This window comes from Pseudomonas sp. S2_A05 (genome assembly GCF_054668485.1).
In genome coordinates, this window is sequence record NZ_CP162775.1 from 189,702 (window position 1) to 205,049 (window position 15,348).

13 protein-coding genes and 1 pseudogene are annotated in these 15,348 nt (G+C 60.9%); 11 read left to right on the forward strand and 3 right to left on the reverse strand.

The window, feature by feature from the left end; translation table 11 throughout:
- Positions 1-146: 146 nt before the first annotated feature.
- On the reverse strand, positions 147-2,438 hold the full coding sequence (gene bglX / locus AB4O12_RS00915) for a beta-glucosidase BglX (RefSeq protein ID WP_460060128.1): 2,292 nt from the start codon (positions 2,436-2,438) through the stop codon (positions 147-149).
- A 258-nt stretch (positions 2,439-2,696) separates the two neighbouring features.
- Between bglX and AB4O12_RS00920 the strand changes: the two genes are divergently transcribed.
- The 6 genes from AB4O12_RS00920 (at position 2,697) to AB4O12_RS00945 (ending at position 7,333) form a co-directional block, all read left to right on the forward strand.
- A complete protein-coding gene (locus AB4O12_RS00920; protein WP_095180575.1) occupies positions 2,697-3,305 on the forward strand; it encodes a LemA family protein in 609 nt (202 codons plus the stop codon).
- A gap of 13 nt (positions 3,306-3,318) precedes the next feature.
- Positions 3,319-4,071, forward strand: coding sequence for a TPM domain-containing protein (locus AB4O12_RS00925; RefSeq protein WP_460060129.1), 753 nt, complete (start codon positions 3,319-3,321; stop codon positions 4,069-4,071).
- A 33-nt stretch (positions 4,072-4,104) separates the two neighbouring features.
- Positions 4,105-4,722 carry a TPM domain-containing protein gene (locus tag AB4O12_RS00930; protein ID WP_460060131.1) on the forward strand — a complete coding sequence of 206 codons (618 nt, stop codon included), beginning with the start codon at positions 4,105-4,107 and terminating at the stop codon, positions 4,720-4,722.
- Positions 4,723-4,899: 177 nt separating this feature from the next.
- On the forward strand, positions 4,900-6,126 hold the full coding sequence (locus AB4O12_RS00935; RefSeq protein WP_460060133.1) for a class I SAM-dependent methyltransferase: 1,227 nt from the start codon (positions 4,900-4,902) through the stop codon (positions 6,124-6,126).
- A 200-nt stretch (positions 6,127-6,326) separates the two neighbouring features.
- On the forward strand, positions 6,327-6,908 hold the full coding sequence (locus AB4O12_RS00940; protein ID WP_460060135.1) for a DJ-1/PfpI family protein: 582 nt from the start codon (positions 6,327-6,329) through the stop codon (positions 6,906-6,908).
- An 80-nt stretch (positions 6,909-6,988) separates the two neighbouring features.
- Positions 6,989-7,333: a YegP family protein gene (locus tag AB4O12_RS00945; protein WP_056783446.1), complete on the forward strand. Its 345-nt coding sequence runs from the start codon at positions 6,989-6,991 to the stop codon at positions 7,331-7,333.
- Positions 7,334-7,497: 164 nt separating this feature from the next.
- Here the strand turns inward: AB4O12_RS00945 and AB4O12_RS00950 are convergent, their stop codons facing one another.
- Positions 7,498-8,517 carry a DUF4917 family protein gene (locus tag AB4O12_RS00950; RefSeq protein ID WP_423663873.1) on the reverse strand — a complete coding sequence of 340 codons (1,020 nt, stop codon included), beginning with the start codon at positions 8,515-8,517 and terminating at the stop codon, positions 7,498-7,500.
- A 154-nt stretch (positions 8,518-8,671) separates the two neighbouring features.
- Here AB4O12_RS00950 and yiaY point away from each other — a divergent pair, with 154 nt between their 5' ends.
- The gene (gene yiaY, locus AB4O12_RS00955) at positions 8,672-9,820 is read left to right on the forward strand and encodes an L-threonine dehydrogenase (RefSeq protein ID WP_056783452.1); all 1,149 of its coding nucleotides are present in this window, start codon (positions 8,672-8,674) and stop codon (positions 9,818-9,820) included.
- Here the strand turns inward: yiaY and AB4O12_RS00960 are convergent.
- The gene (locus AB4O12_RS00960; protein WP_460060138.1) at positions 9,781-10,455 is read right to left on the reverse strand and encodes a hypothetical protein; all 675 of its coding nucleotides are present in this window, start codon (positions 10,453-10,455) and stop codon (positions 9,781-9,783) included. The genes yiaY and AB4O12_RS00960 overlap by 40 nt on opposite strands.
- 215 nt (positions 10,456-10,670) lie before the next feature.
- Here AB4O12_RS00960 and AB4O12_RS00965 point away from each other — a divergent pair, with 215 nt between their 5' ends.
- The 4 genes and pseudogenes from AB4O12_RS00965 (at position 10,671) to AB4O12_RS00980 (ending at position 15,312) form a co-directional block, all read left to right on the forward strand.
- Entirely contained in the window at positions 10,671-11,975 is a 1,305-nt protein-coding gene (locus AB4O12_RS00965; protein ID WP_460060140.1) for an NHL repeat-containing protein, read from the forward strand.
- 61 nt (positions 11,976-12,036) lie between these two features.
- Positions 12,037-12,943: pseudogene (locus AB4O12_RS00970) on the forward strand (LysR family transcriptional regulator).
- Between the two features lie 252 nt (positions 12,944-13,195).
- A complete protein-coding gene (locus AB4O12_RS00975) occupies positions 13,196-14,389 on the forward strand; it encodes a CaiB/BaiF CoA transferase family protein (RefSeq protein WP_460060142.1) in 1,194 nt (397 codons plus the stop codon).
- On the forward strand, positions 14,386-15,312 hold the full coding sequence (locus AB4O12_RS00980) for a hydroxymethylglutaryl-CoA lyase (protein ID WP_460060144.1): 927 nt from the start codon (positions 14,386-14,388) through the stop codon (positions 15,310-15,312). The genes AB4O12_RS00975 and AB4O12_RS00980 overlap by 4 nt, the downstream gene beginning before the upstream one ends.
- The last annotated feature ends 36 nt before the right edge of the window (positions 15,313-15,348 follow it).

Consider the following 15,348-nt stretch of genomic DNA (forward strand, 5'->3'; position numbering starts at 1 on the left):
CGAAAGCGGTGTGTCATTTGATCGTTCCCACGCTCTGCGTGGGAACGCCTCTAGGGACGCTCCGCGTCCAGTGACGCGGAGCGTCACGGGCTGCATTCCCACGCAGAGCGTGGGAACGATCAGTGCAGGGGGCGGTGTGCTTGCTGTTACAGCAATTCAAAACTCTGCTGCGTCACCGCCTGCGAATCCAGGCCGATCTGCACGTTGAACTTGCCAGGCTCGGCCGCGTATTTGAGCTGGGCGTTGTAGAACTTCAGGTCTTCCTCGGTAATGGTGAAGTGCACGACTTTCTGTTCGCCGGCCTTGAGCATGATCTTCTGGAAGTTCTTCAGTTCTTTCACCGGGCGGATCATCGAACCGGTGACGTCCTGGATGTACAGCTGCACCACGGTTTCGCCGTCACGCTTGCCGGTGTTCTTGACCATGACGCTGGCGTCGAGCTTGCCGCTGGCGTTCAGGGTGGTCGATGACAGCGCCATATCGCTCAGGGCGAAGGTGGTGTAGCTCAAGCCATAACCGAACGGAAACAGCGGGCCGGTGGTGTCATCGAAATACTGCGAGGTGTAGTTGCCCGGTTTGCCCGGCGTGAACGGCCGGCCGATGCTCAGGTGGTTGTAGTAGGTCGGGATCTGGCCCACGGAACGCGGGAAGGTCACCGGCAGTTTGCCCGACGGGTTGTAGTCGCCGAACAGCACGTCGGCGATGGCGTTGCCGCCCTCGGTGCCGCTGAACCAGGTTTCCAGAATCGCATCGGCCGACTGGTTTTCTTCGAGAATCGTCAGCGGACGGCCGTTCATCAACACCAGCACCAAAGGCTTGCCAGTGGCTTTAAGTGCGCGAATCAATTCGCGCTGGGTTTCCGGGATGTTCAGGTCAGTGCGGCTCGAGGATTCGTGGGACATGCCACGGGATTCGCCCACTGCTGCAACGATCACGTCAGCATCCTTCGCCGCTTTCACTGCCTCGTCGATCAGCACGTTGGCCGGGCGCGGGTCATCGACCACTTCCGGGGCATCGAAGTTGAGGAAGTTCAGGTAGTCGAGGACCTTCTTGTCGCCCGTGATGTTGGCGCCACGGGCGTAGATCAGGTTGGCCTTGTCGCCGATCACGGAATTCATGCCATCGAACAGCGTGACCGATTGCGCCGGGCGCCCGGCTGCGGCCCAGCTGCCCATCATGTCGATCGGGGCTTTCGCCAATGGGCCGACCAGCGCGATTTTCGCGTCTTTCTTCAGCGGCAGGGTTTCGTTGTGGTTCTTCAGCAGCACCAGACTGCGACGTGCCACTTCGCGGGCCTCAGCGCGATGCAGGCGGCTTTCGGCGTAGGTATCGGCCGGGTCATCCTCGGCCTTGCCGATGCGCAGGTACGGGTCCTTGAACAGGCCCATGTCGTACTTTGCCGCGAGCACTTCGCGCACAGCGTTGTCGATGTCTTTCTGTTCGATCTCGCCGGACTTGAGCAGCCCCGGCAGCTCTTTGCCGTAGAGGGTGTCGTTCATGCTCATGTCGATGCCCGCCTTGATCGCCAGCTTCGCCGCTTCGCGACCGTCGCGGGCGACGCCGTGCTTGATCAGTTCGAAGATCGCGCCATGATCGCTGACCGCCAGACCTTTGAAGCCCCAGTCCTTGCGCAGCAGGTCGTTCATCAGCCAGGTGTTGGCCGTGGCCGGAATGCCGTTGATCGAGTTCAACGCCACCATCACACCGCCAGCACCGGCATCGATCGCGGCGCGGTAGGGCGGCAGATAATCCTGGTACATCTTCACCGGGCTCATGTCGACGGTGTTGTAGTCGCGGCCGCCCTCGACCGCGCCGTAAAGGGCGAAGTGCTTGACGCTGGCCATGATGCTGTCGGCGGCGCTTGGGGTCTCGCCCTGATAGGCCTTGACCATGACTTTGGCGATGCGCGAGGTCAGGTAAGTGTCTTCGCCGAAACCTTCGGAGCTGCGGCCCCAGCGCGGATCGCGGGAGATATCCACCATCGGCGCGAAGGTGATGTCGAGGCTGTCAGCGGCGGCTTCTTTCGCCGCAACGCGACCGGACTGGCCGATGGCGTCCATGTCCCAGCTCGACGCAAGGGCCAGCGGAATCGGGAAAATCGTACGGTGACCGTGGATCACGTCGTACGCGAAAAACATCGGAATCTTCAGGCGACTGCGCATGGCCGCGTCCTGCATCGGACGGTTTTCCGCGCGGGTGATCGAGTTGAACGTGCCACCGATGTTGCCGCCGGCAATTTCCTTGCGGATCAGTTCGCGGGGCATTTCCGGGCCGATGCTGATCAGGCGCAACTGGCCGATCTTCTCGTCGAGGGTCATTTGTTTCATCAGGTTGCTGATGAAAGCGTCCTTGTTTTCCAAAGGTACCGGGGTCGTGGCGGCCAGTACCTGATGACTGGCCAGGCTGACGAACAGACCCAGCAAACACAGCTTCTTCATGAATTTTTTCTCTAGAGCCCAAACGGTGATGTAACACCGGCCAGCCAAAATGTAGGGAGCGACTATTGTTGTTCGGGTGTCGGCGCAAAATCCTGAGCCGGAAAACCGCAGCCGACAGCGGCAACGTGAACGCGAAGGGCACTTTTTAGCCGATTAACCCGTCGCATGCCAGTGGCGGCGCCGATTATGCCCCAACCGCTGGCCGGGAATGCCCAGCGCTCGGTTTTTAAATCAAATGTGTCATGGAGCATCACTGCAATGAATATCAGCTCAACCTCCCGTTCACGGCTACAGATCGCCACGTTGCTGGTGTTCGCCACGCTGTTGACCGCGTGCGGCATCAACAATATCCCGACCCTCGACGAACAGGTCAAAGCCGCCTGGGGCCAGGTGCAGAACCAGTATCAGCGCCGCGCCGACCTGATCCCCAATCTGGTGGAAACCGTGAAGGGCTATGCCGCCCATGAGCAGGAAACGCTGACCGCCGTGATTGAGGCGCGGGCCAAGGCGACGTCGATTCAGGTCGATGCCAGCACCCTCGACAATCCCGAGAAGCTCAAGCAGTTCCAGCAGGCGCAGGATCAACTGACCGGCGCGTTGAGCCGTTTGATGGTGGTCTCCGAGCGCTATCCGGATCTGAAGGCCAACCAGAACTTCCTCGCCTTGCAGTCGCAACTTGAAGGCACGGAAAACCGCATCGCCGTGGCGCGTCGCGACTTCATTCTGGCGGTGCAGAAGTACAACACCGAGATCCGCACCTTCCCCGGTCGCCTGTGGCACAGCGTGATGTACAGCGATCTGCCGATGCGCGAAACCTTTGAAGCCACCACGCCCGGCGCGGAAAAAGCTCCGGAAGTGAAATTCTGACTCGAGGTCGCCCATGCGTGTGTTGAAACTGGGCCTGATGCTGATGCTGTGGCTGTTCGCCGTCAGCGCCCGGGCCGAACTGACGTTTCCGCCGCTGAGCGGGCGCGTGGTCGATCAGGCGCAGATGCTCGAGCCATCGATTCGCGCGCAACTTAGCCAGCAATTGCAGGCGCACGAACAGGCCACCGGCGAGCAATTGGTGGTGGTCACGTTGCCCGATCTGCAGGGCACCACCATCGAGGATTTCGGCGTTCAGCTCGGTCGGCACTGGGGCATCGGTCAGAAGGACAAGAACAACGGCGCCTTGCTGATCGTCGCCCGTGACGAGCGCAAACTGCGCATCGAAGTCGGCTATGGCCTGGAGGATCGCCTGACCGATGCGCAGTCGTCGGTGATCATTCATCAGGTCATCACGCCAGCGTTCAAGGCCGGCAATTTCAGCAAAGGCATCAGCGACGGCGTTGCGGCGATGCTGGTGGTGCTCGGTGGCAATCCGCTGGACGAACCGTCGACCGTGTACGAATCCAGCGGCGACCCGGCGGATGATTTCATCTCACGGCATCCGGCGCTGTTCATGTTTCTGGTGATGTTGTTCATCGTGACGGTGTTTGTCTGCCAGATGCTCGGTATCCTGCCTGCCGGCCGGGGCGGCTCCGGAGGAGGGGGCGGCTTTGGCGGTGGCGGCGGATTCGGCGGCGGTGGCGGTGGCGGCTTCAGCGGTGGCGGGGGGAGTTTCGGCGGCGGCGGTTCGTCCGGCGGCTGGTGAGATCAAAAGAATAATGAGCAGGCACTTTTCGACATGGCATTACTGACTGAACACGAACAACGCAAAGTCGCCGAGGCCATCGCCCGGGTCGAACGCGACACCGACGCTGAACTGGTCACGGTGCTCGCTGCCCGTGCCGACGATTACGCGTACATCCCGCTGCTCTGGGCCAGTCTGCTGGCGCTGGTGTTGCCGGGCATCGTCCACTACTTCACGGGCTGGCTGACCCTGCACAGTCTGCTGCTGGTGCAATGGGGCATGTTCATCGTCCTCTGCCTGTTGTTCCGCCTGCCGAAAATCACCACGCATCTGGTCCCGCGCCGCGTGCGCCACTGGCGCGCCTCCAACCTGGCGCGGCGGCAGTTTCTCGAACAGAACCTGCACCACACCGTGGGCAGCACCGGCATGCTGATTTTTGTCTGCGAGGCTGAGCGCTATGTGGAGATTCTGGTGGACGAGGGGATTTCCAGACGGCTGGATAACAGCAACTGGGACGCGATTGTCTCAGCGTTCACCGAACAGGTCCGCCAGGGCCGCACGCTGGAAGGGTTTGTCACGTGCGTGGAGGCGTGTGGCGAGTTGTTGAAGGTGCACGTGCCGGTGACGCAGGTGCGGAACGAGTTGCCGAATCGGTTGGTGGTGTTGGGGTAGATCAAAAGCTCGCAGCCTTCGGCAGCTCCTACAGGAGAATGCATTCCAATCGTAGGAGCTGCCGAAGGCTGCGATCTTTTGATTTTCGCCGTTGGGTAAATAAGAGGGTGTCCCCAACCCCCATCCCCCCTAAAATACCCGCCATTCCCGATTCCGCCCGTCCGAGGCCGCTTGTCCATGTCCGTTTCCACTGCTTCCGCGCCGTCCGCCAAACCGGCCGCCGATCACCACGCCCAGTTCATCGAGCTGCTGCAAGCCAGCCTCGACGACAGCGGTTTCATCAAGCTGGTGCTGGCCAAGTACGTCGGTGAAGAGGCGGATCTGCAACGGGTCATCATCAAACCGGTGACGGTCAAGGCGCAGCCGTGCCTGTCATTCGTTTATCGCTACAAGACCCGCGACATCACCAAAAATCTGCCGCTGAGCGAAGGCGTGGCGCTGATTGCCGGGCTGCTGCCGGCCTCGTTCAAAAATGCTCATTTACTGGCGCTGACCGACGAAGCGCAGCTGGAATACAGCAAAAAGGGCAAGAGTTCGCTGTTCAAGAGCAAACCTCAGCAATTGCGTGAAGCGCCGTCCGCCGAGCACAACCGCGAGAAAAACCGCTTTCTCGAACTGAACCGCCCCTTCCTCAAAGACTTGGGCGTGACCAATGCGCAACAGGAGCTGATCCCGGCGATGTCGCGCAAGTGGAAGCAGATCAACAAGTTCATCGAAGTGTTCAGCCATGCCCTGACCTCGTCGCCGCTGGCGCTGGACAAACCGGTGCGGGTCGCCGATTTCGGTTCGGGCAAGGGCTACCTGACGTTCGCCATTCACGACTACCTGCGCAACACGCTCAAGGCCGAGGGCGAAGTCACCGGCGTCGAGCTGCGCGAAGAAATGGTCAGCCTGTGCAACGCCGCAGCGAGCAAGCTCGAGCATCCGGGGCTGGTGTTCAAGTGCGGTGACGTGCGTACGGTGGCGCCGAGCGAACTGGACGTGATGATCGCCCTGCATGCCTGCGATATCGCTACCGATTACGCGATCCACACCGGCATCCGCTCGGGCGCGTCGATCATCATGTGCTCGCCGTGCTGCCACAAACAGATCCGCCTGCAGATCCAAAGCCCGGCGCTGCTCAAACCGATGCTGCAATACGGCTTGCACCTCGGCCAGCAGGCGGAAATGGTCACCGACAGCTTGCGCGCGTTATTCCTCGAAGCCTGCGGTTACGAGACCAAAGTCTTCGAATTCATTTCGCTGGAACACACCAACAAGAACAAGATGATTCTCGCGGTGAAACGCGCCGAGCCGGTTAATCCAGCGCAATTGTTGGCGAAGATCGCAGAGCTGAAAGCGTTCTACCACATCAGCGAACACTGCCTGGAAACCCTGCTGCGCGCTGACGGTTTTCTCGCCTGATAGCCTGAAATACACCCCTGTAGGAGCCGCCGAAGGCTGCGATCTTTTGATCCTGATTATTTAAATGCAAGATCAAAAGATCGCAGCCTTCGGCGGCTCCTACATTTATCGCGATCGAGCGTAGTAAGCCTGGAATTACCGCAACCCTTGGATACGGTCTACCTTGAATACTCCCAGACCTTTCCCCGAGGAGTTTTCCCATGGCCGCGAAAAAGATCCTGATGCTGGTCGGCGATTACGTCGAAGACTACGAAGTGATGGTGCCGTTCCAGGCCCTGCAGATGGTCGGCCACACGGTGCACGCCGTGTGCCCGGACAAGTCCGCCGGCAGCACCGTGCGCACGGCGATTCATGATTTTGAAGGTGATCAGACCTACAGCGAAAAACCCGGTCACCTGTTCGCGCTCAATTTCGACTTCGCCAAGGCCCGCGAAACTGATTACGACGCGCTGCTGATTCCCGGCGGTCGCGCTCCGGAGTACCTGCGGCTGAACGACAAAGTCCTCGAACTGGTGCGCGCCTTCGACAACGCTGGCAAGCCCATCGCAGCGGTCTGCCATGGCGCGCAACTGCTCGCGGCGGCGGGTGTGCTCGAGGGGCGTGAGTGCAGCGCGTATCCGGCCTGCGCCCCGGAAGTGCGTCTGGCCGGTGGCACCTATATCGACATTCCGGTGACCGACGGCCATGTTCAGGGAAATTTCGCCACCGCTCCGGCGTGGCCGGCGCATCCGCGATGGCTGGCCGGTTTCCTCGGTCTGCTCGGTACGAAAATCACCTTGTAGTCGATGCAGGCGACAGATCGCAGGCGCTGGTCTTTACTCTGAAGCGCGAAATCTCTCAATCGCCCCCAGGAGAAACAGACATGTCCGGATGGTACGAAGTGAGCAAAAGCAGCAACGGCCAATTCAGGTTCGTGTTGAAAGCGGCGAACGCCGAAACGATCCTGACCAGCGAGCTCTACAGCACCCGCGCCGGTGCCGACGGCGGCATCGCCTCGGTGCAGGCCAACAGCCCGCTGGACGAACGTTACGAGAAAAAATCGACCAAGGACGGCCACCCGTACTTCAACCTGAAGGCGGCCAATCACCAGATCATCGGCAGCAGCGAGTCGTATTCATCGGATGGCGCGTGTGACAAGGGCATCGCCAGCGTGAAGGCCAACGGCCCGACCAAAGTCATCAAGGACAAGACCCAGCCGGTGCTCTGAAATCCGACATCAACCTGTGGGAGTGAGCCTGCTCGCGAAAGCGGTGTTCCAGTCACCTTTTGGGTTGGCTGATATGCCGTCTTCGCGAGCGGGCTCGCTCCCACAGGTGACCGCATTCCATTGTGGGAGCGAGCCTGCTCGCGAAGGCGTCAGCCCGGCCAATATCAAACCTCAACCGGTACCGACAATTTCGGATCACCCAACGCATGGCTCTTGGCATCAAAGAACCGCAACTCAACCCCGGTACCTTCAAACACCTTGGCGTAGTGACGCTTCTGATGCTGGATGAACGCGGCGCTGCGCGGGTAAATCGAGATCGCCACGCACTTCGGTCGGGCCAGGCGCAACGCCCGCACCAGATGCGCATCCTGCTCGCCCAGCGCGTGGCCGAAGATGCACAGGCTGTCGCCATGAGCCAGTAACTGCTCGTAGCAGAACGACAGATAATCCGAGCTGCGGATGGTCTTGAGCTTGTCCGCGCTCGGCCCTTCGGTGACGAACAGCGGCACGTCGTCCAGCGTCTTGATCGTATTGTTGATGGCGAAACTGCCGAGCAGCGTGCCTTCGGTCGAGGTCAGTTTGCGCGCGGTGCCGTCCTGATTGCGCACCAGATGCAGACCACCGTGCAGGTACAGCAGACGCGGTTTGTCGGTGGCGCTCTGGCTCAGATCGAAACTCGCGTCGGCGCCGTTGAACAGGTCGTCGATGGTCTCGCCGGGATGTTGCAGTGCCCAGTAATTGAGCAGGTCGTAGTTGGTGGTGAACACCGTGTGATAGCGCGCCAGTTCAGCATTGAGCACCGTCAGTGTCGAAGGCTGCACCAGCCGCCACGGGATGTGCACCGCATGCACGGTGTTGATCAGCGCTTCCTTGATCGCGTAATAGCGATTGCGCGGCGCCGCGGAGCTGACCGCCAGGGCCTTGTTGACCCGGCTGGTGGTTTTCAGGGCGCCCAGCACTTGTTCGAAGCTGCGGGTTTGCAGCGCGTCGAACACCGCCAGTTCCGATGGGCTCAGCGGTTTCTCTTCGACCGTACGGGCGTTTTCGAACAGCGAGTCGTAGCCGAAGTCATCCCACACCGCGCGGCTGGCGCCATTGCCCACCAGCAAACCCTGGAAATCGTTCGCGGCGCGCAAGGCATTCCAGTCTTCGAGGGTGGCGTCGACATCGAGAAAATCGGTCATTGCGTGGGCGGTCTCAAAACAAAGGGCAGATGGACGGCGACTTTATCACGAGCGGACATTGAGCCAGATCAACATTGCTTGTGACCGATCGGTCGATCCTGTGTGCACCCGCCGAATCGAGGCAGTCGATCCGGCTTCAGTCAGGAGACACACGATGAGCAGCACCTTCTTCATTCCGGCGGTCAACATCATGGGCAGCGGCTGCCTCGACGAAGCCATGGTCGCGATTCGCAATTATGGTTTTCGCAAGGCGCTGATTGTCACCGACGCCGGGCTGGCCAAGGCGGGCGTGGCCGCAATGATCGCCGAGAAACTGGCGATGCAGGACATCGATTCGGTGATCTTCGATGGCGCCAGACCGAACCCGACCACGGCCAATGTCGAATCCGGGTTGGGGCTGCTGAAGGAAAGCCGTTGCGATTTCGTCGTGTCGCTGGGTGGCGGCTCGCCGCACGATTGCGCCAAGGGCATCGCCCTGTGCGCAACCAATGGCGGGCAGATCGGCGATTACGAAGGCGTCGACCGCTCGAGCAAGCCGCAATTGCCGCTGATCGCCATCAATACCACCGCCGGCACTGCCAGCGAAATGACCCGCTTCTGCATCATCACCGACGAATCGCGCCACGTGAAAATGGCCATCGTCGACCGCAACGTCACGCCACTGCTGTCAGTCAACGATCCGGAACTGATGGTCGCGATGCCCAAAGGCCTGACCGCCGCCACTGGCATGGATGCACTGACCCACGCTATCGAAGCCTACGTCTCGACCGCCGCCAACCCGATCACCGACGCCTGCGCTTTGAAGGCCATGAGCCTGATCAGCAGCAACCTGCGTCTGGCCGTGCGCGACGGCAGCGACCTGGCGGCGCGGGAGAACATGGCTTACGCGCAGTTCCTCGCCGGCATGGCGTTCAACAACGCCTCGCTCGGATTTGTCCACGCCATGGCGCATCAGCTCGGCGGCTACTACGACTTGCCCCACGGCGTCTGCAATGCCGTGCTGTTGCCGCATGTGCAGAGTTTCAATGCGCTGGTCTGTGCTGACCGACTCAGGGACGTCGCCCACGCCATGGGCGCGGATATTCGTGGTTTCAGCGCAGAGGAGGGCGCGCAGGCGGCGATCAATGCCATTCGCAACCTTGCCAAGGACGTCGAGATTCCCGGCGGACTGCGTGAGCTGGGCGCGAAACTCAGCGATATCCCGGTGCTCGCCACCAACGCCTTGAAGGACGCCTGTGGACTGACCAATCCACGGGCGGCGGATCAGCGCCAGATCGAGGAAATTTTCCGCAATGCGTTTTGAATGAAGGCGCGCAGGCGAGCGAAGTCGGACAAGCCTTCGCTTGCTTCTGCGACCACGGCAAATGTCCGCACACGGCCCCAATCTGAAACCTTGCCGGCGATGTTGTGGACGGCGGAGATACGGTACTGCCCGACCGCCAGGGAGGGTGCTGCCGGGATTTGCCATTTCCGGTCGCTTTCGACCGCTGCTCTGGCAATCTCCAGGCCAGTGTCCAGATCGAAAATACTGACGAAACCCTCGGCTCGCATGACATCTCCCGAAAAGATCAGAGGCGTATCGACCTGCGCGCCCTCAATCGGTTCGACAACGACCGGGACGTCGATCTCGGGCCGCAGTCGCACCTCATATCCGCGCTCTTCGCTCCATTCGGACGTGATGCCTGCATAGGTCTGGTGGGCGTGAATCTTCTGCTGGCCCTGGGCCTGAACGCCGGTGATGCTGAACGCCCATCGTCCATTTGCGCTGACCAGCCCTTCGCCAAGCGAATGGGTGTTTTCAATGTTCCAGACCTGCACAAGAGCATTGGGTATGCCGCTGCCGAGCAACAATGTCGCAGGTCCCGTCGTGCTGGCCTCCTCGGGATAAGTGATGGTCGGGGCCGGTTGTGAAATTTGCTCGTCGCGAGTGCTCATCATGCTTCTCGTCCATGGCTGATTTGAACGCTGAGGTTGGCATGACGTGCCTGAATTCGAACCTGTAAGAACTACCAGTCATTCAGTCTTTTTTACACAGTAGGTAATTTCTTTTTCTTCTAAAAAACTGTCATTTCTGTCAGTTGTCCGGCGTGCCGGCCTGGGGTCGAATGCTCGCTACGAGGGGATCGATGTCGATCCCATAGGAGAATGCAAACATGCCGGAATCCACCGCGCCATTGCCCCCAAACGTGCAGTCAGCCGGGGAGCTGGATGCGCTCTTTGGTCTGCGAACGCTGAAATTCCCCGGAGCGGGCAAGACCATTGCCAAAGGCGTGGCGATCACGCCTTCGGAGCAGATCATGGTCAGCGCTACCGTCGAGCAATCGGGCCATTCGTACTACGGCCTTGCGCGCCTGGATGCCGATGGCAATCCGGATCCGGCTTTCGGCACCGGCGGATATCTCAGCGGCCAGTTCGGCACAGACTCGCTCACGCAAGGCGGGCCATTGATCGTTGATGCGCTGGGACGGATCTGGATGTGCTGTGTGATTGGCGTCGTCAAAGACCAGACTCTTGAATACCAGCAAGTCATCGCCCGGTTTCTGCCCGACGGTTCGCCGGACATCGAGTTCGGCGGCGACAGGAATGGCTACCGGATTGTGCCCATGCGGATTCCGGCACTCTTTGGGGCCACGCATGGGCAACTGCTGCTGGCGAAATCCGATCCGCAGCTTGCGCAGCCGGACCGGTTGCTGTTCGTGACCGCGCAAAAGGGCAGTGGCCTGTTGACGCGACTCCATCTCGATGGCTCGGACGATTTATCGTTCGCCAGCAACGGTTGGCTGCCCCTGTCACTGCCAGGGGTGGCCATTTCGCTGTCCGGGATCATCCAGCTCGACGATGGGCTGATTCTGCTGCATGGCAAAACGGAAGTAACCAATCAGGGACTGGTCATGGCGTTCGACCACAACGGGAAAGTTGCACAAGCGTTCGGCGACAAGGGTGTACTGCTGTTGAACATTCAGCGTGATGGCCAGCCGCTCGAAAGCAGCGTGACGGACATCGCGGTGCAAACGGCGCAGCGCCTGCTTCTGCTCGGTTCGGCGGTCGAGTCAACGCAAGGCACGAAACTGCAACACGGGTTCATCAGTGGTATTACCTACGCCGGCCAGATGGATGACGCGTTCAACAATCCTGTCCTCACCCCGACGGCGCAGGAACGGGATCTGAGAGGTTGGAAGGCAGGGTTTGCGCTGGATGATATCGCCGGTAAACGGATTGTGGCGGTCGGACAGACCTCGGGCAGCGCACGAGGCTTGTTGACGGCAGGCTTTCTGGTCGATGGCGCAGTGGATGATTCGTTTGATGTCGAGGGCGCGAAGGACATTTCATGGCCAGCCATCGATGCCTGCCTGCAAGGCTTATCGATCCTGGTGTTGGGTCGCAGGGACGACAGCGCGCAGCTGGTTCGCTTGCTGACCGCGCCTGTCACAAAACAGCGCGCCAGCATGAGCAACTGAGCAGTCAGCGGTAAAACCGGGCTATCCTGCCGGCTCGGATGAACCCTGCCTTCGAGCCACCATGCTGCAAAAAAGCCTGATCCGCCGTCTCGACCTGATCACTCTGCAACTGTTCGTCGCCGTCCACGAGGAAGGTACGTTGACCCGTGCGGCTGCGCGCGAAGCCATCGCGGTGTCGGCGGCGAGCAAGCGCCTGATGGAGTTGGAGGAGGCGCTGGGCATCGCTTTGTTCGTGCGCCAAGCCAAAGGCATGATCCTCACGCCGGCCGGTGAGACCCTGCTGCACCATGCGCGGCAGATGCTCTTCAACGTGGAAAAGATGGGCCTGGAACTGGGCGAGCACAGCCACGGTGTGCGGGGTTACGTGCGCATGCTGGCCAATCTTTCGGCGATCATTCAGTTCCTGCCCGAAGACTTGCGCGACTTCTCCGCGCGGCAGCCGCAGGTCAAGACCGACCTTGAAGAACGCCCCAGCGCCGGGGTGATTCAGGGCGTGCTCGATGGCGTCGCCGACCTCGGCATCTGCTCCGACGACAGCGACACCAAAGGCCTGCACAGCGTGTTGTACCGCCAGGACAAACTGGTGGTGGTGATGCTCCCGGAGCATCCGTTGGCTACGCGCGCATCGGTGACTTTCGATGAAACTCTCGACAGCGATTACGTCGGCTTGCACGCAGCCAGTTCGATCAACATGCGTACCCATGCGGCGGCGCGGCAGGCCGGCAAAGTCCTGCGCATCCGCATTCATGTGCCGGGATTCGATGCGGTGTGCCGGATGGTCCAGGCGAACATGGGCATCGGCATTCTGCCGCAGCGAGCCTATGAGTTGTTTGGTCAGGCACTGGGCTTGCGTGCGGTGCCGCTGACCGATGCCTGGGCGGATCGCGCGCTGATTGTGGTGGTGCGCGATGAGGCAGGGGTTGTCGCCGGTGAGCCGGATGTTGTTTGAGCATTTGCGCGGGCGGTAGATCTTCATTGCGGCTGATGGCCTCTTCGCGAGCAGGCTCGCTCCCACATTGAACTTGTGTGAACACAGAATCTGAAACCACTACAGATCCTTGTGGGAGCGAGCCTGCTCGCGAAGGCGGCCCTGAATTCACCACGCAATCACAGAGGAGCATTCGCATTTCGCGAACGCCCATTGCCGAGAGACGGCTGGATTCGCTGACGATCGTTCCTCTAGCCTTGGCGACATATTCCAAGAACAAGAGGTACCCGCGATGACTGCCCCTTTGAGTGCAATCAAAGTGATCGAGATCGGCACCCTGATCGCCGCGCCGTTTGCCGCGCGCATGCTTGCCGAGTTCGGCGCCGAGGTGATCAAGATCGAAGCCATGGGTCAGGGCGACCCGCTGCGCAAATGGCGCAAGCTGCACGAAGGCACATCGCTGTGGTGGTACCTGCAATCGCGCAACAAGAAATCCCTGGCGCTCAATCTCAAATCCGCTGAAGGCATCGAACTGGTCAAGCAACTGGCCGGCGACGCCGACGTGATCATTGAAAACCTGCGCCCCGGTGCGCTGGAAAAACTCGGTCTGGGTTGGGACGTGCTACATGCGCTGAATCCGAACCTGACCCTGGTGCGTATCTCCGGCTACGGCCAGACCGGCCCTTACCGTGACCGGCCCGGTTTCGGTGCGATTGGCGAGGCCATGGGCGGCATCCGCTACACCACCGGCAATCCCGATTCGCCACCGGCGCGGGTCGGCGTCAGCCTCGGCGATTCGCTGGCCTCGCTGCACGCGGTGATCGGCGCGCTGATGTCGCTGTTGCGGGTCAAGACCGGGCAGGGCGGTGGACAGATCGTCGATGTGTCGCTGGCCGAAAGCGTGTTCAACGTCATGGAAAGTCTGGTGCCGGAATACGACATGCTCGGCCATGTCCGCGAGCGCAGCGGCGGCGCCTTGCCGGGCATCGCGCCCTCCAATACTTACCTCACGTCCGACGGCGCTTATGTGGTGATTGCCGGCAACAGCGACCCGATCTACAAGCGCCTGATGCACACTATCGGCCGCGCTGATCTGGCCGACGCAGAAGAGTTCGCCCACAACGACGGCCGCGCGGCGCAGAGCGGTTTGCTCGATGCGGCCATCACACACTGGACCAGCAGCCTGCCGATCGACGAGGTACTGGCTGCTCTCGAAGCTGCCGAAGTGCCGGCCGGGCGCATCTATTCGGTGGCTGATATCGTCGCCGATCCGCACTATCAGGCGCGGGACATGCTGCTCGATGCCGAGTTGCCCGGTGGCGCAACGGTGAAGATGCCCGGCATCGTCCCCAAACTCTCGGAGACCCCCGGCGGGGTGAACTGGTCGGGGCCGCAGCTGGGCCAGCACACCGACGCTATTCTCACCAATCTTGGCCTGACTGAACTCGACATCGAACGTCTGAAAGGCCAGGGGGTGGTGCAATGATCACTGACTATTCGCAAACCCTGATCATCCAGGAAGTCTCACCCCGCGACGGTTTGCAGATCGAGCCGACGTGGGTGGAAACCTCTGACAAGATCGCCCTGATCAATCAATTGTCAGAGGCCGGATTCAGCCGCATCGAGGCCGGCTCGTTCGTCTCGCCCAAAGCCATTCCGGCCCTGCGTGACGGCGAGCAAGTGTTCAACGGCATTCAGCGCCAGCCAGGGGTAATTTATGTCGCGTTGATCCCTAATCTGAGAGGCGCACAACGGGCACTGGCGGCGAATGCCGATGAGTTGAACCTGGTGATGTCCGCCAGCCAGACCCACAACCTCGCCAACATGCGCATGCGTTGCGAAGAGTCGCTGGCGGCATTCGCTGACATTGTTGCGTTTGTCAGCGGCTCAGGTGTGCGCCTCAACGGCAGCATCGCCACCACGTTCGGTTGTCCGTTCGAAGGCCGGATCGATGAGGATCGCGTACTGCAGATCGTCGACGCTTATCAAGAGCTCGGCATTCAGGGCATCAGCCTCGCCGATACCACCGGCATGGCCAATCCGCGTCAGGTCGATCGCTTGGTGCGGCGCGTTTTGCAGCGGGTTTCGCCGGCCGATCTGACCCTGCATTTCCACAACACCCGCGGCCTCGGCCTGTGCAATGTGCTGGCCGCTTACGAGGCCGGCGCGCGGCGCTTCGATGCGGCGCTGGGTGGCCTCGGTGGCTGTCCGTTTGCGCCGGGGGCGTCGGGCAATATCTGCACCGAAGACCTGGTGAACCTGTGCGCTGAAGTCGGCATTCCCACGGGGATCGATTTGCCGCTGCTGCTGAAGCTTTCGCGCGGCTTGCCGGCGCTGTTGGGCCACGATGTCCCCGGCCAACTGGCCAAGGCCGGGCGCAACTGCGATCTGCATCCGATGCCCACCTGAGAAACACCAGTACCCCTGTGGGAGCGGGCTTGCCCG

Excerpts from the sequence above, each read along its gene's own strand:
- bglX (WP_460060128.1), bottom strand. The coding sequence starts at position 2,438 with ATGAAGAAGCTGTGTTTGCTGGGTCTGTTCGTCAGCCTGGCCAGTCAT.
- AB4O12_RS00935 (WP_460060133.1), top strand. The coding sequence starts at position 4,900 with ATGTCCGTTTCCACTGCTTCCGCGCCGTCCGCCAAACCGGCCGCCGAT.
- AB4O12_RS00950 (WP_423663873.1), bottom strand. The coding sequence starts at position 8,517 with ATGACCGATTTTCTCGATGTCGACGCCACCCTCGAAGACTGGAATGCC.
- yiaY (WP_056783452.1), top strand. The coding sequence starts at position 8,672 with ATGAGCAGCACCTTCTTCATTCCGGCGGTCAACATCATGGGCAGCGGC.
- AB4O12_RS00960 (WP_460060138.1), bottom strand. The coding sequence starts at position 10,455 with ATGATGAGCACTCGCGACGAGCAAATTTCACAACCGGCCCCGACCATC.
- AB4O12_RS00920 (WP_095180575.1), top strand. The coding sequence starts at position 2,697 with ATGAATATCAGCTCAACCTCCCGTTCACGGCTACAGATCGCCACGTTG.
- AB4O12_RS00940 (WP_460060135.1), top strand. The coding sequence starts at position 6,327 with ATGGCCGCGAAAAAGATCCTGATGCTGGTCGGCGATTACGTCGAAGAC.
- AB4O12_RS00975 (WP_460060142.1), top strand. The coding sequence starts at position 13,196 with ATGACTGCCCCTTTGAGTGCAATCAAAGTGATCGAGATCGGCACCCTG.
- AB4O12_RS00925 (WP_460060129.1), top strand. The coding sequence starts at position 3,319 with ATGCGTGTGTTGAAACTGGGCCTGATGCTGATGCTGTGGCTGTTCGCC.
- AB4O12_RS00980 (WP_460060144.1), top strand. The coding sequence starts at position 14,386 with ATGATCACTGACTATTCGCAAACCCTGATCATCCAGGAAGTCTCACCC.
- AB4O12_RS00945 (WP_056783446.1), top strand. The coding sequence starts at position 6,989 with ATGTCCGGATGGTACGAAGTGAGCAAAAGCAGCAACGGCCAATTCAGG.
- AB4O12_RS00930 (WP_460060131.1), top strand. The coding sequence starts at position 4,105 with ATGGCATTACTGACTGAACACGAACAACGCAAAGTCGCCGAGGCCATC.
- AB4O12_RS00965 (WP_460060140.1), top strand. The coding sequence starts at position 10,671 with ATGCCGGAATCCACCGCGCCATTGCCCCCAAACGTGCAGTCAGCCGGG.